Annotated in this window: 21 protein-coding genes; 13 read left to right on the forward strand and 8 right to left on the reverse strand. The window is 72.0% G+C overall.

What is annotated here, in order from left to right; translation table 11 throughout:
• Nucleotides 1-117: 117 nt before the first annotated feature.
• From AC2YHB_RS05200 to AC2YHB_RS05210, 3 genes are read right to left on the reverse strand one after another with little or no spacing between them, the layout of a single operon-like run.
• Nucleotides 118-507, reverse strand: coding sequence for a YchJ family protein (locus AC2YHB_RS05200; RefSeq protein ID WP_487353609.1), 390 nt, complete (start codon nt 505-507; stop codon nt 118-120).
• Complete coding sequence (locus AC2YHB_RS05205) at nt 504-1,811, reverse strand: D-arabinono-1,4-lactone oxidase (RefSeq protein ID WP_179650986.1); 1,308 nt, start codon at nt 1,809-1,811, stop codon at nt 504-506. Before AC2YHB_RS05205 ends, AC2YHB_RS05200 begins: the two co-directional genes overlap by 4 nt.
• Complete coding sequence (locus AC2YHB_RS05210) at nt 1,792-2,997, reverse strand: MFS transporter (protein ID WP_179650987.1); 1,206 nt, start codon at nt 2,995-2,997, stop codon at nt 1,792-1,794. Before AC2YHB_RS05210 ends, AC2YHB_RS05205 begins: the two co-directional genes overlap by 20 nt.
• 32 nt (nt 2,998-3,029) lie before the next feature.
• On the opposite strand from AC2YHB_RS05210, the gene AC2YHB_RS05215 reads away from it, so the two are divergent.
• From AC2YHB_RS05215 to AC2YHB_RS05225, 3 genes are all read left to right on the forward strand, one after another.
• Nucleotides 3,030-4,115 (forward strand): ferrochelatase, encoded by a 1,086-nt coding sequence (locus AC2YHB_RS05215; RefSeq protein WP_179650988.1) that lies wholly within the window; start codon nt 3,030-3,032, stop codon nt 4,113-4,115.
• On the forward strand, nt 4,112-4,909 hold the full coding sequence (locus AC2YHB_RS05220) for an inositol monophosphatase family protein (protein ID WP_036542627.1): 798 nt from the start codon (nt 4,112-4,114) through the stop codon (nt 4,907-4,909). Before AC2YHB_RS05215 ends, AC2YHB_RS05220 begins: the two co-directional genes overlap by 4 nt.
• 136 nt (nt 4,910-5,045) lie before the next feature.
• Nucleotides 5,046-5,336 carry a DUF4193 domain-containing protein gene (locus tag AC2YHB_RS05225; protein ID WP_036542629.1) on the forward strand — a complete coding sequence of 97 codons (291 nt, stop codon included), beginning with the start codon at nt 5,046-5,048 and terminating at the stop codon, nt 5,334-5,336.
• A 36-nt stretch (nt 5,337-5,372) separates the two neighbouring features.
• Here AC2YHB_RS05225 and AC2YHB_RS05230 read toward each other — a convergent pair whose 3' ends face one another.
• Nucleotides 5,373-5,660, reverse strand: coding sequence for a DUF4235 domain-containing protein (locus tag AC2YHB_RS05230; protein WP_036542631.1), 288 nt, complete (start codon nt 5,658-5,660; stop codon nt 5,373-5,375).
• A gap of 30 nt (nt 5,661-5,690) precedes the next feature.
• Nucleotides 5,691-6,167, reverse strand: coding sequence for a DUF3093 domain-containing protein (locus AC2YHB_RS05235; RefSeq protein WP_179650989.1), 477 nt, complete (start codon nt 6,165-6,167; stop codon nt 5,691-5,693).
• A 51-nt stretch (nt 6,168-6,218) separates the two neighbouring features.
• Between AC2YHB_RS05235 and dut the strand changes: the two genes are divergently transcribed.
• Genes dut through AC2YHB_RS05255 form a run of 4 tightly spaced genes read left to right on the forward strand, consistent with a single transcriptional unit; the run spans nt 6,219 to nt 8,484 of the window.
• A complete protein-coding gene (gene dut / locus AC2YHB_RS05240) occupies nt 6,219-6,674 on the forward strand; it encodes a dUTP diphosphatase (RefSeq protein WP_036542634.1) in 456 nt (151 codons plus the stop codon).
• A 35-nt stretch (nt 6,675-6,709) separates the two neighbouring features.
• Nucleotides 6,710-7,357: a DUF3710 domain-containing protein gene (locus tag AC2YHB_RS05245; protein WP_036542635.1), complete on the forward strand. Its 648-nt coding sequence runs from the start codon at nt 6,710-6,712 to the stop codon at nt 7,355-7,357.
• 12 nt (nt 7,358-7,369) lie between these two features.
• The gene (locus tag AC2YHB_RS05250; RefSeq protein WP_036542636.1) at nt 7,370-7,729 is read left to right on the forward strand and encodes an OB-fold nucleic acid binding domain-containing protein; all 360 of its coding nucleotides are present in this window, start codon (nt 7,370-7,372) and stop codon (nt 7,727-7,729) included.
• Nucleotides 7,726-8,484 (forward strand): DUF3159 domain-containing protein, encoded by a 759-nt coding sequence (locus tag AC2YHB_RS05255; RefSeq protein WP_242530633.1) that lies wholly within the window; start codon nt 7,726-7,728, stop codon nt 8,482-8,484. Before AC2YHB_RS05250 ends, AC2YHB_RS05255 begins: the two co-directional genes overlap by 4 nt.
• Before the next feature lie 3 nt (nt 8,485-8,487).
• On the opposite strand, the gene AC2YHB_RS05260 is transcribed toward AC2YHB_RS05255, so the two are convergent.
• Together AC2YHB_RS05260 and AC2YHB_RS05265 are read right to left on the reverse strand one after the other, a co-directional pair.
• The gene (locus tag AC2YHB_RS05260) at nt 8,488-9,162 is read right to left on the reverse strand and encodes a potassium channel family protein (protein WP_036542638.1); all 675 of its coding nucleotides are present in this window, start codon (nt 9,160-9,162) and stop codon (nt 8,488-8,490) included.
• Between the two features lie 27 nt (nt 9,163-9,189).
• Nucleotides 9,190-9,855: a potassium channel family protein gene (locus AC2YHB_RS05265; protein ID WP_036542640.1), complete on the reverse strand. Its 666-nt coding sequence runs from the start codon at nt 9,853-9,855 to the stop codon at nt 9,190-9,192.
• A 64-nt stretch (nt 9,856-9,919) separates the two neighbouring features.
• On the opposite strand from AC2YHB_RS05265, the gene AC2YHB_RS05270 reads away from it, so the two are divergent.
• From AC2YHB_RS05270 to AC2YHB_RS05285, 4 genes are read left to right on the forward strand one after another with little or no spacing between them, the layout of a single operon-like run.
• Entirely contained in the window at nt 9,920-11,965 is a 2,046-nt protein-coding gene (locus AC2YHB_RS05270) for an APC family permease (protein WP_179650990.1), read from the forward strand.
• Nucleotides 11,962-13,098 carry a class I SAM-dependent RNA methyltransferase gene (locus tag AC2YHB_RS05275; RefSeq protein WP_179650991.1) on the forward strand — a complete coding sequence of 379 codons (1,137 nt, stop codon included), beginning with the start codon at nt 11,962-11,964 and terminating at the stop codon, nt 13,096-13,098. Before AC2YHB_RS05270 ends, AC2YHB_RS05275 begins: the two co-directional genes overlap by 4 nt.
• A gap of 60 nt (nt 13,099-13,158) precedes the next feature.
• The gene (locus AC2YHB_RS05280) at nt 13,159-13,875 is read left to right on the forward strand and encodes an excisionase family DNA-binding protein (protein ID WP_179650993.1); all 717 of its coding nucleotides are present in this window, start codon (nt 13,159-13,161) and stop codon (nt 13,873-13,875) included.
• Nucleotides 13,851-14,609, forward strand: coding sequence for a hypothetical protein (locus AC2YHB_RS05285; RefSeq protein WP_179650995.1), 759 nt, complete (start codon nt 13,851-13,853; stop codon nt 14,607-14,609). Before AC2YHB_RS05280 ends, AC2YHB_RS05285 begins: the two co-directional genes overlap by 25 nt.
• A gap of 14 nt (nt 14,610-14,623) precedes the next feature.
• On the opposite strand, the gene AC2YHB_RS05290 is transcribed toward AC2YHB_RS05285, so the two are convergent.
• Nucleotides 14,624-15,199, reverse strand: coding sequence for a dihydrofolate reductase family protein (locus AC2YHB_RS05290; RefSeq protein WP_036542650.1), 576 nt, complete (start codon nt 15,197-15,199; stop codon nt 14,624-14,626).
• 155 nt (nt 15,200-15,354) lie between these two features.
• On the opposite strand from AC2YHB_RS05290, the gene AC2YHB_RS05295 reads away from it, so the two are divergent.
• Together AC2YHB_RS05295 and AC2YHB_RS05300 are read left to right on the forward strand one after the other, a co-directional pair.
• Nucleotides 15,355-17,265 carry an ABC transporter ATP-binding protein gene (locus AC2YHB_RS05295; protein WP_373366970.1) on the forward strand — a complete coding sequence of 637 codons (1,911 nt, stop codon included), beginning with the start codon at nt 15,355-15,357 and terminating at the stop codon, nt 17,263-17,265.
• A 133-nt stretch (nt 17,266-17,398) separates the two neighbouring features.
• Nucleotides 17,399-20,218, forward strand: coding sequence for an aconitate hydratase (locus AC2YHB_RS05300; protein WP_179650999.1), 2,820 nt, complete (start codon nt 17,399-17,401; stop codon nt 20,216-20,218).
• Nucleotides 20,219-20,231: the final 13 nt, after the last annotated feature.

Genomic DNA, 20,231 nt, shown 5'->3' on the forward strand with positions numbered 1-20,231 from the left:
GTGCTGCCTGCTCCGGTTCCGCCGAGCCTACGCCCGCGGCCGGTCCGGATCCGGCTGGCCGCGCGGCGTGTGGGCGATCTGTCGACAATTTGCGCGGCTCGGGGCCGAGCGCGGCGGTCAGCTCCACGTCGCCCTCCCACGCACGTACTGCCAGCCCTCGCCGTCGCGCCGGAACCGGCTCACCTCGTGCAGGCTGCGCTCCCGGCCGTCCTCGACGAAGGACGCCCGGAACTCGACCGTCCCGCGCCGGTCGTCCGGCCCGCCGTCCGCGGCCGCCAGCACCTCGAGCCCGGTCCACCGCACCCCGTCGTCGAGGTCGAGGGACTCCGGGCGGGTCGCCGGGTGCCACGTCGCCAGCAGGTACGACGCCAGGCCGGCCACGAACGCGGAGTAGCGCGAGCGCATCAGCTCCTCGGCGGTCGCCGGCGTCGCGGCCCCGCGGTGGAACGGGCCGCAGCACGCGTCGTACCCACGACCGGAGCCGCAGGGACACTCGGCCCGGGTCACGCGCCGAGCACCCGGTCCAGGTAGGGGTTGGTGAGGACCCGGTCGGGGTCGAGGCGATCGCGCAGCGCGGTGAACTCGCCGAAGCGGGGGTAGCGGTCGGCGAGGTCGCCGGCCTCGAGGTGGTGCAGCTTGCCCCAGTGCGGTCGTCCGTCGTGGTCGCGCATGATCGCCTCCATCAGCGCGAAGTAGGCGGAGTGGTCGGCGCCGCGGTGGGTGTGGAAGGCCAGGTAGAAGGAGTCGCGGCCGAACGAGGTCGACATCGCGACGTCGTCGGCGGGCGCGACGCGGATCTCGACCGGGAAGGACACGGCGAGGCCGGAGCGCTCGAAGGCGGTGCGGCACTCCCGCAGCGCGTCGAGGCCCGCGGCGCGCGGGACGGCGTACTCCATCTCCCGGAAGACGACCCGGCGATCGGTCGTGAAGACCCGGTGGGCGACGTCGGTGTAGGTGCGCGGGCCGAGCAGGCGCGAGGCGAACCGGTTGGCGGCCGGGATCGCGCGGGGGACCCGGTTGAGCAGCGCCGTCTGCGCGCCGAAGACCGTGTTGGACAGGAGGTCGTCGTCGAGCCACGCCCGCCAGCGGGCGAGCGGCTCCGCGGCCGTCAGGTCGGTGCCGACCCGGGTGTTGCGCTTGGTGAGCATCCGGTCGGAGTGCGGGAACCAGTACATGTCGACGTGGTCGTGCGCCGCGGTCAGGTCGTCGAAGGCCGCCATCGCGTCGTCCCACGACATCGGCTGCTCCTCCGCGCGCAGCAGGAAGAGCGGCTCGACGGCGAAGGTCAGCGTGGTGAGCACGCCGAGCGCGCCGAGGCCGACCCGCCCGAGGTCGAGCAGGTCGGCGTTCTCGGCGGTCGAGGCACGCAGCACTTCGCCGGCGCCGGTGACCAGCTCGAAGCCGACCACCTGCGCGGCGAGCCCGGCGGCCCGCCCGCCCGTGCCGTGGGTGCCGGTCGAGACGGCGCCCGCCAGGGTCTGCTCGGCGATGTCGCCCATGTTGTGCAGGCTCAGCCCGAGCTGCTCGAGCTCGGCGTTGAACACCTTGAGCTGGGTTCCGGCGAGGGCCGTCACGGTCATCGCGTCGCGGTCGACGGCGACGATCCCGCGCATCCGGTCGGGCAGCAGGTGGACGTGCTGCGGGGCGGCGATGCCGGTGAAGCTGTGCCCGGTGCCGGCCGCCTTCACGGTCCGGCCGGCGGCGCGGGCGCGGGTGACGACGTCGGCGACCTCGGCCGCGTCGGCGGGGGAGACCGGCTGCAGGCCGCTCGCCGACTCCAGCCCGGACCAGTTACGCCAGCTGCTGCTCATGGTCCGGGAGGTTAGCCGGGAGCCGGGTGGCCACCGCGCCCAGGAGTGCGAGCAGCCCACCGGCGGCGCAGACGACGTACGCCGGCGAGGCGCCGTGCGCGTCGATGACGACGCCGGCGACGGCGGCGCCGGGGGCGAGGCCGGCCGCCAGCCCGGTCTGGATGAAGGCCATGCCCTCGGTCAGCCGGGCCGCGGGCAGCACCTGCTCGGCCAGCGACATCGCGGCGATCAGGGTGGGGGAGATGGCGAGGCCGCCGACCAGCAGGACCGCACCCATGACCGGCAGCGACGGGACGAAGGGCAGCGGCGCCATCGCCACGACCATCCCGAGCGCTCCCCAACGGAGCCGGACCAGCGGACCGCGCCGCCAGGAGATCGCGCCCGAGACGAGGCCGGCGAGCAGGCTGCCGAGCGCCCAGATCGCGAGCAGGAAGCCGGAGGCGGCCTTGTGGCCCTCCTCCTCGGCGAAGGCGACCGTGACCACCTCCGCGGCGCCGAAGAGCACGCCGAGGGCGGCGGCGACGACCGTCAACGGCGCGATCGCCGCCCACGGGATCGGGGGCCGGGCACCGGTCGCCGCCTCGCGCGGGTGGACCGGCGGCTCGGTGCCGCGCTGCCCGGCGAAGACATAGGTCCCGACCGTGCCCGCGACCAGCGCGGCGGCCAGGCCGGCGGCCGGGTGCACGCCGGTGGCGAGCATCGTGACCGCGATCGGGCCGACGAGGAAGACGGTCTCGTCGGCGACGGCCTCGAACGAGAAGGCGGTGTGCAGCCGCTCGGGCTGGTCAGCGAGCGTGTGGGACCACCGGGCCCGCACGCAGGTCCCGACCGAGGGGAGCGAGGCTCCCGCGACCGCCGCCAGCACGTACGTCGACCAGCGCGGCCAGTCCCACTCGAGCGAGCCCATCGCCAGCGCGAGGCCGACGCCCCACACCGTGATGACGACGGCCAGCACCCGGCCCTGGCCGAGGCGGTCGATGAGCCGGCCCTGCGGGATGGCGAAGACCGCGTTGGCGATCAGCGCGACCGCCGACACCGAGCCGGCGAAGCCGTAGGAGCCGGTCTCGTGCTCGGCCAGCAGCACGATGCCGAGGCCCACCATCGAGATCGGGAGGCGTGCGACGAGGCCGGTCAGGCTGAACAGCGTGGTGGCCGGGGTGAAGATCTGGCGATAGGTCTGCAACATTGCGCCGTCATCCTGCTCCCTACGATGGGCCCGTGCCGAATCCGGATCCGTACGACGCCCTGCTCCTGCTCTCCTTCGGTGGTCCCGAGAAGCCCGAGGACGTGGTCCCGTTCCTCGAGAACGTCACCCGCGGCCGCGGGATCCCGCGCGAGCGCCTCGAGGAGGTCGGCCAGCACTACTTCCTCTTCGGGGGGAAGTCGCCGATCAACGACCAGAACAAGGCGCTGATCGCGGCCCTCGAGGCCGAGCTCGCCGCCGCCGGGATCGACCTGCCGGTGTACTGGGGCAACCGCAACTGGGAGCCCTACCTGCCGGACACGGTCGCGCAGCTGGCCGCGGACGGCCGGCGGCGCGTGCTGTGCATCGCCACGTCGGCGTACTCCTCCTGGTCGAGCTGCCGGCAGTACTGGGACAACATCGACGACGCGCTCGCCGCGCTCCCCGGCGACGTCGAGCCACCCCGCATCGACAAGGTCCGCGCCTACTTCAACCACCCGGGCTTCGTCGCCGCCAACACCGACGGCGTGCTCGCGGCCCTGGCCGACCTGCCCGACGGTGTGCGCGACCAGGCCCGCCTGGTCTTCGTCACCCACTCCATCCCGACTGCGATGAGCGACAGCAGCGGCCCTCCGGCGCGACGGGCGGAGGGCAGCGCGTACGTCGGCCAGCACCTCGACGTCGCGGCCACGGTCGCCGCGGCCGTCCGGGAGGCGACCGGGGTCGAGCGGGAGCACGAGCTGGTCTACTGCTCGCGGTCCGGCTCCCCGCGCACGCCGTGGCTGGAGCCCGACGTCAACGACCGGCTCGAGGAGCTGGCGGCCGAGGGGGTGCCCGCGGTCGTGCTGGTGCCCGTCGGGTTCGTCTCCGACCACATGGAGGTCGTCTACGACCTCGACACCGAGGCGCTCGCGACGGCCGCGAAGCTCGGCATCGAGGCCCGGCGGGCCGCCTCGGCCGGGGTGCACCCCGCGTTCGTCACGGCGCTGCGCGAGCTGGTCGAGGAGCGCGCGGCGGTCGAGCGGGGCGAGGACGTCGCGCGGCCGGCGCTGGGAGTCCGCGGCCCGTCCCACGACCGCTGCCCGGTCGGCTGCTGCCTCGGGGAGCGGGCAGACGCGTGAGCCGGCCGTCTCCCGAGGACCTGCTGCAGCTCGCCCTCGCGACGGCCGACGAGGCCGCCGCGCTGGTCCGCCGGCACGCCGCCGGCACGATCGAGGTGGCCGCGACGAAGTCCAGTGACATCGACGTCGTCACCGCCGCCGACAGGGCGTCCGAGGAGCTGATCCGCGCCCGCATCCTCGCCGCCCGGCCGGACGACGCCTTCCTCGGCGAGGAGGGCGACGACATCGAGGGCAGCTCGGGCGTGCGCTGGATCGTCGACCCGATCGACGGCACCGTGAACTTCCTCTACGGCATCCCCGAGTACGCCGTCTCCATCGCCGCCGAGCTCGACGGCGAGGTCGTCGCCGGCGTCGTCGCCGACGTCGCCAAGCAGGAGGTGTACGCCGGCTGCCGCGGGGGAGTGCCGACCCGCGACGGCGTCCCGCTGGCCGTGCGCGGACCGGCCCCGCTGGCCCACCGGCTGGTCGCCACGGGGTTCAGCTACTCCAGCGACATGCGGGCGATCCAGGCGGCCGCGGTCGCCCGGCTGCTGCCCGAGGTGCGCGACATCCGTCGCTCCGGGTCCTGCGCGATCGACCTGTGCCGGGTGGCCTCCGGCACCCTCGACGGGTACGTCGAGGAGGGGGTCAACCTCTGGGACCACGCCGCCGCGGGGCTGATCGCCCGGCTGGCCGGCGCGCGCCTCGAGCTGGCCACCGGAGCGGGTGGCCGGACGGCCGTCGTGTGTGGCCCGGATCACGGCTTCGAGGAGCTCCTGTCCGCCGTACGGACAGCAGGCCTGGTGCGGGAATAGCCGGCCTTTTCGAACTGTTCAGGCGACTCGCACCAACCCGGGTGTCGCAACCCGTCGCCCATGGTGCACAATCTGCCGCGCCGTACCGCACACAGGACCGTGCCGGACGCGGCTCACTGAGGGGAGAGGACACGTCATGGCGACTGACTACGACGCACCGCGCAAGAACGAGGACGAGCAGTCCGAGGAGAGCATCGAAGAGCTCAAGGCTCGCCGCCACGACAAGAACTCGGGCAAGGTCGACGAGGACGAGACGGAGGCCGCCGAGTCGTTCGAGCTGCCCGGCGCCGACCTCTCGCACGAGGAGCTCGCCGTCGAGGTGAAGCCCAAGCAGGATGACGAGTTCACCTGCATGAGCTGCTTCCTCGTGCACCACCGGAGCCAGCTCGCTGACTCCAAGAAGATGATCTGCTTCGACTGCGCCTGACCCGGTCCACCGGACCGGGTCGGCGCAGGACGTCGCTCAGACGTCCTTGCGCAACCCCGGCGGCAGCTCACCGGTCGACTTGAGGTAGTAGCCCGCCGCCCTCCGCTGGGCGAACATCTTCGCCAGCGCGACGAACGTGCCGCTGGCCGCCGCCCAGGCGACCGCCTCCCAGAAGTCGACGTCCGGGTCCGCCGGGTTGGCCGGGGGCTGCTTGCCGGTCGCGGCCTTCCAGCCGCCGTCGAGAGCCTTCTTCGCCACCGCTGCCGAGCCGAGGGCCGACACGAGCGAGAACGCCGACCAGACCTTGGAGCTGTCCTTTGCCATGGGACCGACCCTATCGGGCCCGCGTCGTCGCTACTCCTGCGTACCGCGTGCCGCGTTGATCGCGCCCGCCAGCGCCTGCGGGTGCCGCGAGCTCACCAGCCAGTACGGCGCCGGGTCGGCCGGGTCGGTGATCTCGACCTTGACCGACTGCTTCAGGTAGGGCCGCAGCACGAGGAACGCCCGGGCGTCCGCACCCGGGCCCGAGACGTGCCGGGTGGCGTCGTCGTCCAGCGCCTCGGCCGGGCCGAGGTGGACGACCTCGATCCGGGCCCGCCCGGCGCGGAACCAGCCGTCGGCCACGACGAGCCGCGCGTCGCCGTACGACCGCAGGAAGAGGGCGAGCAGGGCCAGCAGGATGCCGGTGATGATCCACGGCAGCAGCGGCGCCTTGGCGTCGAGCGCGACGACCATGGCCAGCCAGAAGGTCGCGATGAACATGGTGCCCTGGGCCCACCAGCGCAACGGGACGCGCAGGCGCTCGGTGTAGGCCGGTGCACTCGATGTCACGCGGAGGATGATCCCATCCGCACCCGAGACGTCGTGATCTAGGGTCTCCCCGTGCCGACCGACCTCGAGATCGCCGTCCAGCAGCTCGACCCCGACCTGCCGCTCCCGGCCTACGCCCACCCGGGCGACGCGGGCGCGGACCTGGTGTCCACCGTCGACGTGACCCTCGCCCCCGGCGAGCGGGCCCTGGTGCCGACCGGGATCGCCATCGCGCTTCCCGACGGGTACGTCGCCCTGGTGCATCCGCGCTCCGGCCTGGCCGCGCGCCACGGGTTGTCGATCGTGAACACCCCGGGCACCGTGGACGCGGGCTACCGTGGAGAGATCAAGGTGCTGCTCATCAACCACGACCCGGCCGAGACGATCGCGCTCCGGCGCGGCGACCGGATCGCGCAGCTGGTGATCCAGCGCTACGAGCGGGCCGCGTTCGTGGCGGTCGACACCCTTCCGGACAGCGTCCGTGGGGGCGGCGGCTACGGTTCTACCGGTGGGTTCGGAGGAACCTGACGATCGGCTCGCCAGAGCCCGAGGAGGAGAGCAACGTGAGGTTGCGGCGCAAGGGGGTCACCACGGACGAGTCCGTGGTGGACGACACGACCGACGAGGCACCCACCCGTCCGGCCGCCGAGGCGGCCACCGGTCCCTACGACGTCGACGAGCTGCCCGACGACGGACTGGCCCGGCTGGACCTGGGATCGCTGCTGGTCGCGCCGCTGCCGGACCGCGAGCTGCGGGTCCAGGTGGACGAGAAGTCCGGCGAGGTCCGGGCGGTGCTGCTGGCGACCGACGCCGGCGCCCTCGAGCTGCGCGCCTTCGCGGCGCCCCGCAACGGTGACCTCTGGAGCGACATCCGTCCGCAGATCGCCGCCGACGCCGCCCGCCGCGGCGGCACGGCGACCGAGCGCGAGGGCAAGTTCGGCACCGAGCTGGTCTGCGAGGTGCGGATGACCCGCCCCGACGGCCAGACCGGCACCCAGACCTCGCGCGTGATCGGTGTCAACGGCCCGCGCTGGCTGCTGCGGGCCACCTTCCTGGGGGAGCCGGCCCGCGAGCCGGAGGCCGCCCAGGAGTGGGAGGCCGCGATCGAGCAGCTGGCCGTGCGCCGCGGCGCGCATGCGATGCCGGTGGGCGAGCAGCTCCCGCTGTCGCTGCCCGACGGCGCGCAGTCGAAGGCCGTCCCCGCGAGCTGAGCAGAGGGCTCCATGGGCACCAAGAGCCGCCTCCGGCGGACCATCAGCAAGTGGGCGAACAACGACGAGGCCGACGCCCGCGACCTGCGCAGGACGTTCACCCGCGAGGGCGTCGTCTGCATCGGTGACGCGCCCGACCGCGCCCCGGTGCGGCTGCGCGGCACCCTGCGCACGGTGACCCTGCGTCCCCGCGGCGGCGTACCGGCCCTGGAGGCGGAGCTGTACGACGGCACGGGCACGGTCACCGTGATCTGGCTCGGCCGGCGGCGCATCGCCGGCATCGGCCCGGGGCGTGCGATCGAGGTCAGCGGGCGGATCGGCACCCACGAGGCGACCCGCATCCTCTACAACCCCCGCTACGAGCTGCTGTGAGCGGCGTGGACGAGTCCGGCGAGCACCACCACGAGCACACCCTCTCCCGCACCGCCGGCCAGGAGATCGGTGTCGCCACCGTCGAGGCGCTGGTGCGCCACCAGCTGGCCGCGGCCCTGGGCGGGCGGCGCGGGATGGTCGAGGCGGCGGTGCCCGGCCTCATCTTCACGGCCGTGTGGCTGCCGACCGACAACCTGCGCTGGGCGCTGATCGCCAGCCTCGGCGTCGCCGGCGTCGCCCTGGTGCTGCGCCTGGCCCAGCGCAGCTCGGTCCAGTACGTCTTCAACGCGATCTTCGGCATCGGCATCGGGTGGGTCTTCGTCCAGTGGGCCGAGAGCTCCGGAGCCACCGAGGACGAGAAGAAGCTGGCCTTCTTCCTCCCCGGGATCCTGATCAGCCTCGCCTACACGGTGGTGCTGGGCGGGTCCTGCCTCGTCGGCTGGCCCGCGCTCGGGTTCATGCTCGGCGCCGTCGCCGAGGACCCCGTCGGGTGGCACGACAACCCGCAGGTCGTCCAGCTGTGCAACCGTCTGACCTGGGTGATGCTGCTGCCGGGCGCGATCGGGGTGCTGATCCAGGGGCCGATCTGGCTGATGGGCGATCGCGGGACGATCAGCGCCGACCTCGCGGTGACCCTGATCTTCGCGCTGCGCACGGTCCTCGGGTGGATCCTGCGGATCGCGTCCTGGTCGGCGATGATCTGGCTGCTCGCGCGCAACGCGACGCCGCTGGAGCCGGAGCCCGACGCGGCCTGAGCCCTACTTGCTCGGGTGCGAGCCCGGTGCGAGCAGGCGCTCGAGCTCGTCCTCGGCCTCCGCTGGTACGACGAACAGCAGCTCGTCGCCCGACTCGACCGGCTGCTCCGGGGTCGGCACGTAGACCTGGCCGTCGCGCAGGATGGACACGAGCGCGCAGTTCTCCGGCAGCGGGATCAGGCCGGACGCCTTGCCGACGTAGGGGGAGTCGGCCGGCAGCACCATCTCGACCAGGTTGGCGTTGCCCTTGCGGAAGGTGAACAGCCGCACGAGGTCGCCGACGCTCACGGCCTCCTCGACCAGCGCCGACATGATGCGCGGGGTCGACACGTTGACGTCGACGCCCCACGCCTCGGTGAACAGCCACTCGTTGTTGGGGTGGTTGACGCGGCCGACCGTCCGCGGCACGCCGAACTCGGTCTTGGCGAGCAGCGAGGTCACCAGGTTGGCCTTGTCGTCACCGGTCGCGGCGATCACGACGTCGCACTTGTCGAGCCGGGCCTCCTCGAGGGACGAGAGCTCGCAGGAGTCGGCCAGCAGCCACTCCGCGTCGGGGACCCGCTCGGGACGGATCGAGCTGGGGGACTTGTCGATGAGCAGGACCTCGTGGCCGTTCTCGATCAGCTCGCGGGCGATCGAGCGACCCACGGCGCCGGCTCCGGCGATGGCGACACGCATCTGGGTGGTCTCCTCGGTCTGCTCGGGTCAGTCGGAGTGCTCGGGGCCGCGCCCGAGCACCTCGTAGGCGAGATCGGCGATCTGCTCGCGGGTCACCAGGTGGAGCATGTCGCCCTCCTGGATGACGCTGTCGCGGTCGGGCAGCATGCCCTCGCCCAGCCGGTCGATCCACGCGACCCGGCAGCGGCCCTGCTCCTGCAGCTGGCCCACGCTCGCGCCCACCCACACCTCGGGGGCGGGGATGTGGTCGACCCGGATGGTGCCGGACGGGTCGCGGAAGTCCGGCTCGGCGCCGGCCGGGAGGATCCGGCGCAGCACCTGGTCGGCCGTCCACTTGACCGTCGCGACCGTGGTGATGCCGAGCCGCTGGTAGACCTCGGCGCGGCCGGGGTCGTAGATCCGGGCGACGACCTGCTGGATCCCGAAGGTCTCACGGGCCACGCGCGCGGCGATGATGTTGGAGTTGTCGCCGCTGGACACGGCGGCGAACGCGTCGGCGCGCCGGATGCCGGCCTTCTCCAGGACCTCCTGGTCGAAGCCCATGCCGGGGATCTTGTCCCCGTTGAAGCCCGGACCGAGCCGCCGGAAGGCGTCGGGCTCGGTGTCGATGATCGACACGGTGTGGTTGCGGTCCTCGAGGCTGCGCGCCAAGGTCGATCCGACCCGGCCGCATCCCATGATCACGACGTGCACGACGAGAACGCTATAGCACCGTGAATCGTCGCGGCGGGTCCCCGATGCCCTACCGTTGTCGCTCGTGGGTGTCGGTGACGTCTCGAAGCGGATCCTCCTCGGGCGCAAGCTTCGCAGCGCACAGCTGGGGGAGACGCTGCTCCCCAAGCGGATTGCGCTTCCAGTGTTCGCCAGCGACGCGCTCTCGTCCGTGGCCTATGCGCCGGACGAGGTCTTCATCATGCTCGGCATCGCCGGGGCGAGCGCCTACGCGTGGTCCTGGAAGATCGGCCTCGCCGTCGCGCTGGTGATGTTCACGGTCGTCGCGTCGTACCGGCAGACCGTCCACGCCTATCCCTCGGGCGGCGGCGACTACGAGGTCGCGACCGTCAACCTCGGCCGGACCGCGGGCGTCACCGTCGCCAGCGCGCTGCTGGTGGACTACGTGCTCACGGTGGCGGTGTCGATCTCCAATGCCGCGCAGTACGCCGCGAGCGCGATCCCCGACCTGATCGGGCACGAGGTCCTCGTCGCCACGATCGCGGTGGTGCTGCTGACCGCGATGAACCTGCGGGGCGTGCGCGAGTCGGGCTCCTTCTTCGCGGTGCCGACGTACCTCTTCATGGTCGCGATCCTCGGCATGTGCGCCTACGGCTTCGTGCTCATGCTGAACGGCAGCCTGCCCGACGCGGAGAGCGCCGAGCTCCACATCCGGCCGGAGGAGGGCTGGGAGGGCCCGCTGAACCAGATCGCCCTGGTCTTCCTCCTCGCCCGCGCGTTCTCGTCGGGCTGTGCCGCGCTCACCGGCGTCGAGGCCATCTCGAACGGCGTCCCGGCGTTCAAGCGCCCCAAGAGCAAGAACGCCGCCACGACGCTGCTGCTGCTCGGACTGATCGCGGTCAGCATGATGATGAGCATCATCGTCCTCGCCAACCAGATGGCGATCCGGTTCGTCGACCCGCACAAGCTGGAGCAGCTGCGGACCGCGGGCGGGGACGCGGTCGCCGACGACTACCAGCAGCACCCGGTCATCTCCCAGATCGCCAACGGCGTCTTCCAGGACTTCTCGCCGGGCTTCTACTTCGTCATCACGGTCACCGGCATCATCCTCGTCCTGGCCGCCAACACGGCCTTCAACGGCTTCCCGGTCCTCGGCTCGATCCTCGCCCGTGACGGGTTCGCGCCGCGGGCGCTCGGGTCGCGCGGCGACCGGCTCGCCTACAGCAACGGCATCGTGTTCCTCGCCGTGATGGCGATCGTGCTGATCATCCTGTTCGACGCCCAGACCACGAAGCTGATCCAGCTCTACATCGTCGGCGTCTTCGTCTCCTTCAACCTCAGCCAGCTCGGCATGATCCGGCACTGGAGCCGGCACCTGGCGACCGAGAAGGACCCGGGTGAGCGACGCCGCATGCAGCGTGCGCGGGCGATCAACACCTTCGGGCTCGGCCTGACCTCCGTCGTGCTGGTGATCGTGCTGATCACCAAGTTCCTCGCCGGCGCGTGGATCACGATCCTCGCGATGGGCTTCTTCTTCCTGCTGATGCAGGCGATCAAGAAGCACTACGACCGGGTCTCGGAGGAGCTCGCCGCCGACGAGACGGACAAGGCGCTGCCGACCCGGGTGCACGCGATCGTGCTGGTCTCCAAGCTGCACAAGCCGACCCTGCGCGCGCTCGCCTTCGCGAAGGCGACCCGGCCGAACGCGCTGGAGGGCGTCTACGTCTCGGTCGACGACAAGGAGACGGCCAAGCTGCTGGAGGAGTGGGACGACCGCAACACCGGCATCCCGCTCAAGGTGCTCCACTCGCCGTACCGCGAGATCATCCGGCCGATCGTCGAGTACGCCACGGCGATCCGCCAGGCCAACCCGCGCGGCGTCGTCGCGGTCTACATCCCCGAGTACGTCGTCGGCCGCTGGTGGGAGCAGCTGCTCCACAACCAGACCGCCCTGCGGCTCAAGGGCCGCCTGCTCTTCACGCCGGGCGTCATGGTCACCTCGGTGCCCTACCAGCTGCGGTCCTCCGAGCTCGCCGTCGAGCGCGAGGAGCGCGAGGAGCACCGGGTGCGGCCCGGCGACCTGCGCCGGGGCCGGGTCGAGGACGAGCGCGACCGGCAGATCACCCGGTGAGCCGCCAGTCCGGCCGACGTCCCCGCGCCCGGAAGGCTCGAGGCGCGTCGGCGGTCGGGCGCCGCTTCGAGGCTGAGGTCGGACCGGTCGCCCACGGCGGCCACTTCGTCGCCCGCGTGCCCGCCGGCGCCGACGGCGAGGAGCGGGTCGTCTTCGTGCGGCACGCGCTGCCCGGCGAGCGGGTGGTCCTGGAGGTCACCGACGGCACCGACGGCGACCGCTTCTGGCGCGCCGACGCCGTCGAGGTCCTCACTCCGTCGCCGGACCGCGTCACCGCGCCCTGCCCGTACGCCGGCCCGGGGCTCTGCGGCGGCTGCGACTTCCAGCACGTCGACCTCGCCGCCCAGTGCCGGCTGAAGGCCGACGTCGTCCGCGAGCAGCTGCGTCGCGTCGCCAGGCTCGATGTCGAGGTGGTCGTCGAGGCCGTGCCCGGCGACGAGGCCGGCCTGCACTGGCGCACCCGCCAGCGCTACGTCCCGCTCGCCGATGGCCGCCGGGGGATGCGCAAGCACCGCTCGCACGAGGTGGTCGAGGTCGACGAGTGCCTGCTGGAGGCGCCCGCCGGACCGTCGTACGACGTGGAGGGGCGGGCCTTCGAGGTCGCCGACGGTGGCTTCTGGCAGGTCCACCCGGGGGCGCCGTCCGCGCTGGTCCGTGCCGTGCTCGAGGCCCTGCGCCCCCAGCCGGGGGAGTCGGTCCTCGACCTGTACGCCGGCGTCGGTCTCTTCAGCCGCTTCCTGCTGGAGGCCGTCGGCCCGGAGGGCCGGGTCGCGGCCGTGGAGGCCGACCCCGCCGCGTCAGCCCTGTCGGCGACGAACTGCCCGGGCCTGCTGGCCCGGCCGGGTGATGTCGCCGAGGTGCTCGCCGGCGGCCTGCCCGGGGCGTGGGACACCGCGGACCTGGTGGTGCTGGACCCGCCCCGCGCCGGCGCGAAACGCGCCGTCGTGGAGCAGGTCGTCGCCCGCTCTCCCCGAGCCGTCGCCTATGTCGCCTGCGACCCCGGTGCGTTGGCCCGCGACGTGGCGATCTTCGCCGAGCACGGCTACCGGCTGGCCTCGCTGCGTGCGTTCGACCTGTTCCCGATGACCCACCACGTCGAGTGCGTGGCGTTGCTGGAGCGGCAGCCGGCCTAATCGTTGTCCTTTCGGCAAATCTACCGATTCCGGTATGGTTGTCGAAAGGAGGTGGTGGTCGTGGAGGTCAACGTGGCGGAGGCGGCGCGCCGGCTCGGGGTCAACGACTCGCGGGTGCGGCAGCTCCTTCGTGCAGGCGAGCTGCGCGGACGCCGCCTCGGCAACTCCTGGCTCATCCCGGCCGAGGAGGTGGCGCGCCGGGAGCGGAGCGAGCGGCGTCCCGGCCGTCCCCTCGCGCCGAAGCGTGCATGGGCCGTGCTCGACCTCCTCGATGGTGGGCGGGCTGCATGGCTCTCGGACCCCGCGCGGTCGCAGGTACGCCGCTATCTCGCCGACCTCCAGGTCCCCGGCCCCGACGGATGGTGGGCGGCGCTCCGGGGACGGAGCCGTGTCCTGGACGTCGTGGCCCACCCGGCGGCCATCGACCGGCTGCGCCGCGTCGACGGCCTCCAGCAGGCCGGGCCCGCTGCGGTGGTCGGACGGGGGTTCGACGTCGTCGATCTCGCCGATCCGGTCCCGGAGCTCTACGTCGCCGCCGAGGTGTGGCCCGACCTCGCCCGCTCGCTCGCGCTGCGCGAGGGCGCTGAACCGAACCTGCGGATCCGGATTCCCCGCGAGGTCTGGCCGTTCGCCGACGCAGGCTCATCCGGTGGAGTCGTGAGCGACGCCGTGCTGGCGGCGGACCTCCTCGAGTCGGACGAGCCTCGTGCGGTCGCTGCCGGCGTGGCTCGTCTCGACGAGCTGCTGGATGCGTGGCTCCGCGAACGGGCCCGCTGATGGCCCTGGTGGTCGAGCTGCCTGTGCTGCCGTCGCCGGTCGACGAGCTGTGGCACACGCTCCTCGACCTCGGCGACCGCCTGGACGTCCCGTGGGCGCTGATCGGCGGACAGATGGTGCTGCTGCACGCCATCGAGAACGGGCAGGTCCCTCCCCAGGTCAGCCAGGACGGCGACGTGATCGCCGACGTCCGCGCCGTGCCCGGCGCCCTGACCCATGTCGTCACCAGCCTCGAGGGCATGGGATTCGCGTTGCAGGGGATCAGCGCCGACGGACTCGCCCACCGCTACACCCGGCCCGCCGAGCCGCGGCCGGTCGTCATCGACGTACTCGCGCCCGAGGGGTTGGGGCAGCGGGCGGACCTCACCACCACTCCGCCGGGGCGAACCATCGAGGTGCCCGGCGGAACGCAGGCGCTCGGCCGGACCGAGCGGATCACCGTCGTGCACGAGGGGCGACGGGGCACCATCCCCAGGCCCACCCTGCTGGCCGCCATCGTCGGGAAGGCGGCAGCGACGGCCCTGCCCGGGCCGGACCGTCACTACCGGGACCTCGCACTGCTCTGTGCGCTGGTCGAGGACCCGTTCGACCTCGGTGACCAGATGACACGCAAGGATCGGCAGCGGCTGCGGCTCGCGCGCAGCCTGCTGGACGACGTCCACCCTGCGTGGCTGCTGGTGCCGGGCGCGATCAGGAGTGCCGGCCAGATCGCCTACGGCGTCCTGCACGGCTGAGTCGAGCCGCAGGCTCAGCGCACCACCGAGTAGCAGAGCTTCTGCACCCCGTTGGCGTACGCCTCGGACTCGACCAGCTCCAGCTTCTGGCGGTCCTTGTCGGTCTCGCTCCACATCCGCTTGCCGGCGCCGAGGACCCACGGGAAGACCAGCAGGTGGTAGCGGTCGAGCAGGCCGGCGTCGGCGAGGCCGCGGGCGAGGCTGGCGGAGCCGTGGATCGAGATCGGGGCACCGTCGGTCTCCTTGAGGGCGGCGACGTCGTCGAAGGAGCGCAGGATGGTCGTCTCACCCCAGTTGTCGACGAGGTCGTCCTCCTTGAGGGTGGTCGACACGACGTACTTGGGCATCGCGTTGTACTTCGGGAACTCCTCGGTCATCTTCGGCCAGACCGGCGCGAAGGCCTGGTAGCTGACCCGGCCGAGCATCAGGGCACCGGCCTCCTCCTGCTCGCGTCCCTTGAGCTCGTAGACCTCCTCACGGAAGTCGATGCCCTGGAAGGTCCAGCCGCCGTTGCGGTAGTCGGGCTCGGGGGCGGGGGCCTGGACGACGCCGTCGACGGAGACGAAGGCGGTGTAGATCAGGGTGCGCATGGTGACCTCCTGGGCCGGTTCGGGGGCGCTTCTCATCCTCTCCACGAACACTCCTGGACCGATACGACAACCCGCCACGACTTTTCTTCGCGGCCGGATCGGATCCTCGGCTTGTCCTCAACTCGACTTGAGGTTCTAACGTCTCTTGCATGAGCATGGAGTCGATCGCCTGGAACCAGGTCTACCGGGGGATGCACGGACCGGAGGTCGACCGCGGTTTCAGCACGGCGACCGCCCGGCGGATCCTCACCTTCGCCCGCCCGCACCGCCGCAAGCTGATCGGGTTCGTGGTCCTCAGCGTCGTGACGTCCGCGCTCGCCGTCGCCACGCCCGTGCTCGCCGGCCGGGTCGTCGACGCGATCGTCGAGGGCGACCGCGAGGGACTCGTGACCGGTCTGGCCCTGGCCATCGCCGGCCTCGCCGTCGCGGACGCCGCCTTCGGGCTGCTCGGCCGCTGGCTCTCGTCGCGGATCGGCGAGGGCCTGATCCTCGACCTGCGGACGGCGGTCTTCGACCACGTGCAGCGGATGCCGGTGGCGTTCTTCAGCCGCACCCGCACCGGGGCGCTGGTCAGCCGGCTCAACAACGACGTGATCGGCGCCCAGCGGGCGTTCAGCACGACGCTCTCGGGCGTCGTCGGCAACCTCGTCACCCTGACCCTGACCCTCGTCGTGATGCTCGGCATCTCGTGGCAGGTCACCCTGCTGGCGCTCGTGCTGCTGCCCGTCTTCGTGGTCCCGGCCCGCCGGATGGGCCGGCGCCTGGCCGGCATCCAGCGCGAGGCGGCCGACCACAACGCCGCGATGGGCAACCAGATGACCGAGCGCTTCTCGGCGCCCGGCGCCACGCTGGTCAAGCTGTTCGGCCGTCCCGAGCAGGAGTCCGCGGAGTTCGCCGCCCGCGCCGAGCGCGTCGCGCAGATCGGCGTGCGCACCGCCATGGTGCAGACCACCTTCGTCACCGCGCTCACGCTGGTCTCCGCGCTCGCCGTCGCCGTCGTGTACGGCGTCGGGGGGCTCGCCGCGATCCGGGGCAGCCTCGACGCGGGTGACGTCGTCGCCCTCTCGCTGCTGCTGACCCGGCTCTACGCGCCGCTGACCTCCCTGGCCAGCGCGCGCGTCGACGTGATGAGCGCGCTGGTCAGCTTCGACCGGGTCTTCGAGGTGCTCGACCTGGAGCCGCTGATCAAGGACAAGCCGGATGCCGGCGACCTGCCCGACGGTCCGGTCTCCGTGGAGCTCGACGACGTCCGCTTCGCCTACCCGTCGGCCGACAAGGTCTCGCTGGCCTCCCTCGAGTCCGTCGCGGTGCTCGACGCGCGTGGGGGAGAGGAGGTCCTCCACGGGATCTCGCTGCGGGCCGAGCCCGGCCAGGTCGTCGCGCTGGTCGGCTCCTCGGGCGCCGGCAAGTCGACGATCGCCCAGCTCGTCTCCCGCCTGTACGACGTCGACGCGGGCGTCGTACGCCTGGCGGGCACCGACGTGCGGGACCTGAGCGCCGCGGCGATCCGCGACGCGGTCGGCATGGTGACCCAGGACGGCCACCTCTTCCACGACTCGATCCGCGGCAACCTGCTCTTCGCCCGCCCGGGCGCGAGCGAGGAGGAGCTGTGGGACGCGGTGACCCGGGCCCGGCTCGCGGACCTGGTCCGGTCCCTGCCCGACGGGCTCGACACGGTCGTGGGGGAGCGCGGCTACCGGCTCTCCGGTGGGGAACGGCAGCGACTGACGATCGCGCGGCTGCTGCTGAAGCAGCCGCGGGTGGTCATCCTCGACGAGGCGACCGCATCCCTGGACTCCACCTCGGAGGCGGCGGTCCAGGCGGCGCTGGCCGAGGCGCTGAGCGGGCGGACCGCCCTGGTGATCGCCCACCGGCTCTCCACGATCCGGGCGGCGGACCTGATCGTCGTGGTCGAGGGCGGCCGCATCGTCGAGCGTGGCACCCACGCCGAGCTGGTCACGGCGGGTGGCCGCTACGAGGAGCTCTACCGGACCCAGTTCGCCGAGGACACGCCGTACGCGATCGTGGACGGGCGTGGAGATCTGCCTTCAGGTCGTGTATCTTGATATCAAGAGATATCGGGACTCCCGAGCCCCGCAGAACTTAGGTCAGCCTCACTATCCGTACGCCGGGCCCCGGCGGCAGGATGCGGGGTGGAGACCTATCCGACACCGATCAGTCGACGAAGACGGAGACGCGATGGCCAGCAAGAACAGCTTCGGCGCGAAGAGCACCCTGGACGTGGACGGCAAGTCCTACGAGATCTTCCGCCTCGACGCGGTCAAGGGTGAGGGCCTCGACGTCGAGAGCCTGCCCTTCTCCCTCAAGGTGCTCCTCGAGAACCTGCTCCGCACCGAGGACGGCGCGGACATCACGGCGGAGGACATCAAGGCCCTCGCCGGCTGGGACGAGACCGCCCAGCCCGACAAGGAGATCCAGTTCACGCCGGCGCGCGTGATCATGCAGGACTTCACCGGCGTCCCCTGTGTCGTCGACCTCGCCACCATGCGCGAGGCGATGGCCGAGCTCGGCGGCGACGCGACCAAGATCAACCCGCTCGCGCCGGCCGAGATGGTCATCGACCACTCCGTCATGGCCGACGTCTTCGGCTCGCCCGAGGCGTTCCAGCGCAACGTCGAGATCGAGTACGAGCGCAACCGCGAGCGCTACCAGTTCCTGCGCTGGGGCCAGGGCGCCTTCGACGACTTCAAGGTCGTCCCCCCGGGCACCGGCATCGTCCACCAGGTCAACATCGAGCACCTCGCCCGCACGGTCTTCACCCGTGAGGTCGACGGCGAGCTGCTGGCCTACCCCGACACCTGCGTCGGCACCGACTCCCACACCACCATGGTCAACGGCATCGGCGTCGTCGGCTGGGGCGTCGGCGGCATCGAGGCCGAGGCCGCCATGCTCGGCCAGCCGGTCTCCATGCTGATCCCGCGCGTCGTCGGCTTCAAGCTGTCCGGCGAGCTGCCCGAGGGCTCCACCGCCACCGACCTCGTGCTCACCATCACCGAGATGGTCCGCAAGCACGGCGTCGTCGGCAAGTTCGTCGAGTTCTACGGCCCGGGCGTCTCGGCGCTGCCGCTGGCCAACCGCGCGACCATCGGCAACATGTCGCCGGAGTTCGGCTCCACGATCGCGGTCTTCCCGATCGACGAGGAGACCACCAACTACCTGCGCCTGACCGGCCGGTCCGAGGAGCAGATCGCGCTCGTCGAGACCTACGCCAAGCAGCAGGGCCTCTGGCTCGACCCGGCCGCCGAGCCGCGCTACTCCGAGAAGCTCGAGCTCGACCTCGCGACCGTCGTCCCGTCGATCGCCGGCCCGAAGCGTCCGCAGGACCGCGTCCTGGTCTCCGAGGCCAAGGAGGCCTTCCGTGGCGCGCTGGTCGACTACGCCGGCGAGGCGCAGGACGCCCAGGGCTACGACGAGGCCGTCGAGGAGTCCTTCCCGGCGTCCGACGCCCCGTCGCACGACCCCAACCAGGCCAACGGCGCCCCGGCCCCGAGCAACCACCTGTCGGCCGCGCCCGCCGACGGTGGCCGGGCCTCCACGCCCGTCGAGGTCACGCTCGAGGACGGCACGACCTTCACGCTGGACCACGGTGCGGTGACGATCGCCTCGATCACCTCCTGCACCAACACGTCCAACCCGTCGGTCATGATCGGCGCCGCGCTGCTCGCCAAGAAGGCCGTCGAGAAGGGCCTGACCCGCAAGCCGTGGGTCAAGACCACCCTCGCGCCCGGCTCGCAGGTCGTGTCGGACTACTACGACAAGGCCGGCCTGACGCCGTACCTCGACAAGCTGGGCTTCAACCTGGTCGGCTACGGCTGCGTCACCTGCATCGGCAACTCCGGCCCGCTCATCCCCGAGGTCTCCGCCGCGGTCAACGAGAACGACCTCGCCGTCGTCTCGGTGCTCTCCGGCAACCGCAACTTCGAGGGCCGGATCAGCCCGGACATCAAGATGAACTACCTGGCCTCCCCGCCGCTGGTCGTCGCCTACGCGCTCGCCGGCTCGATGGACGTCGACCTGTTCAACGACGCGCTGGGCCAGGACGCTGACGGCAACGACGTCTTCCTCAAGGACATCTGGCCCTCGCCGGCCGAGGTCGAGGAGACCATCGCGGGTGCGATCAACTCCGAGATGTTCGCCGAGTCCTACGCCGACGTCTTCAAGGGCGACGAGCGCTGGCGCTCGCTGCCCACCCCGGAGGGCAACACCTTCACGTGGGACGAGGCGTCGACCTACGTCCGCAAGGCGCCGTACTTCGACGGCATGCCCGACGAGCCGGCCCCGGTCACCGACATCGACGGTGCCCGCGTCCTGCTCAAGCTCGGCGACTCGGTCACCACCGACCACATCTCGCCGGCCGGCTCGATCAAGGCCGACTCGCCCGCGGGCAAGTACCTCACGGAGAACGGCGTCAGCCCGCGCGACTTCAACTCCTACGGCTCGCGCCGTGGCAACCACGAGGTCATGATCCGCGGCACGTTCGCCAACATCCGCCTGCGCAACCAGATCGCGCCGGGCACCGAGGGCGGCTTCACCCGTGACTTCACCGTCGCGGACGGCCCCGTCACCACCGTGTACGACGCCTCGGTCAACTACCAGGCCGCCGGCATCCCGCTGGTCGTCCTGGCCGGCAAGGAGTACGGCTCCGGCTCGTCGCGCGACTGGGCGGCCAAGGGCACCTCGCTGCTGGGCGTGAAGGCGGTCATCGCCGAGAGCTACGAGCGGATCCACCGCTCCAACCTCATCGGCATGGGCGTCATCCCGCTGCAGTACCCCGAGGGCCAGAACGCCGAGTCGCTCGGCCTGACCGGCGAGGAGACGTTCTCCATCGCGGGCATCACCGAGCTCAACGACGGCACCACGCCGTCGACGGTGAAGGTCACCACCGACACCGGTGTGGAGTTCGACGCGGTCGTCCGCATCGACACCCCCGGCGAGGCGAACTACTACCGCAACGGCGGCATCATGCAGTACGTCCTGCGCAACCTGCTGCGCGGCTGACACCCGCTCGAAC

Source organism: Nocardioides sp. SRI_004 (assembly GCF_057586415.1).

Bases quoted from the DNA above. Each gene is read 5' to 3' on its own strand.
- AC2YHB_RS05210 (WP_179650987.1), bottom strand. From the start codon at position 2,997: ATGTTGCAGACCTATCGCCAGATCTTCACCCCGGCCACCACGCTGTTC.
- AC2YHB_RS05295 (WP_373366970.1), top strand. From the start codon at position 15,355: ATGGAGTCGATCGCCTGGAACCAGGTCTACCGGGGGATGCACGGACCG.
- AC2YHB_RS05230 (WP_036542631.1), bottom strand. From the start codon at position 5,660: ATGGCAAAGGACAGCTCCAAGGTCTGGTCGGCGTTCTCGCTCGTGTCG.
- AC2YHB_RS05290 (WP_036542650.1), bottom strand. From the start codon at position 15,199: ATGCGCACCCTGATCTACACCGCCTTCGTCTCCGTCGACGGCGTCGTC.
- AC2YHB_RS05300 (WP_179650999.1), top strand. From the start codon at position 17,399: ATGGCCAGCAAGAACAGCTTCGGCGCGAAGAGCACCCTGGACGTGGAC.
- AC2YHB_RS05260 (WP_036542638.1), bottom strand. From the start codon at position 9,162: ATGCGTGTCGCCATCGCCGGAGCCGGCGCCGTGGGTCGCTCGATCGCC.
- AC2YHB_RS05225 (WP_036542629.1), top strand. From the start codon at position 5,046: ATGGCGACTGACTACGACGCACCGCGCAAGAACGAGGACGAGCAGTCC.
- AC2YHB_RS05250 (WP_036542636.1), top strand. From the start codon at position 7,370: ATGGGCACCAAGAGCCGCCTCCGGCGGACCATCAGCAAGTGGGCGAAC.
- AC2YHB_RS05205 (WP_179650986.1), bottom strand. From the start codon at position 1,811: ATGAGCAGCAGCTGGCGTAACTGGTCCGGGCTGGAGTCGGCGAGCGGC.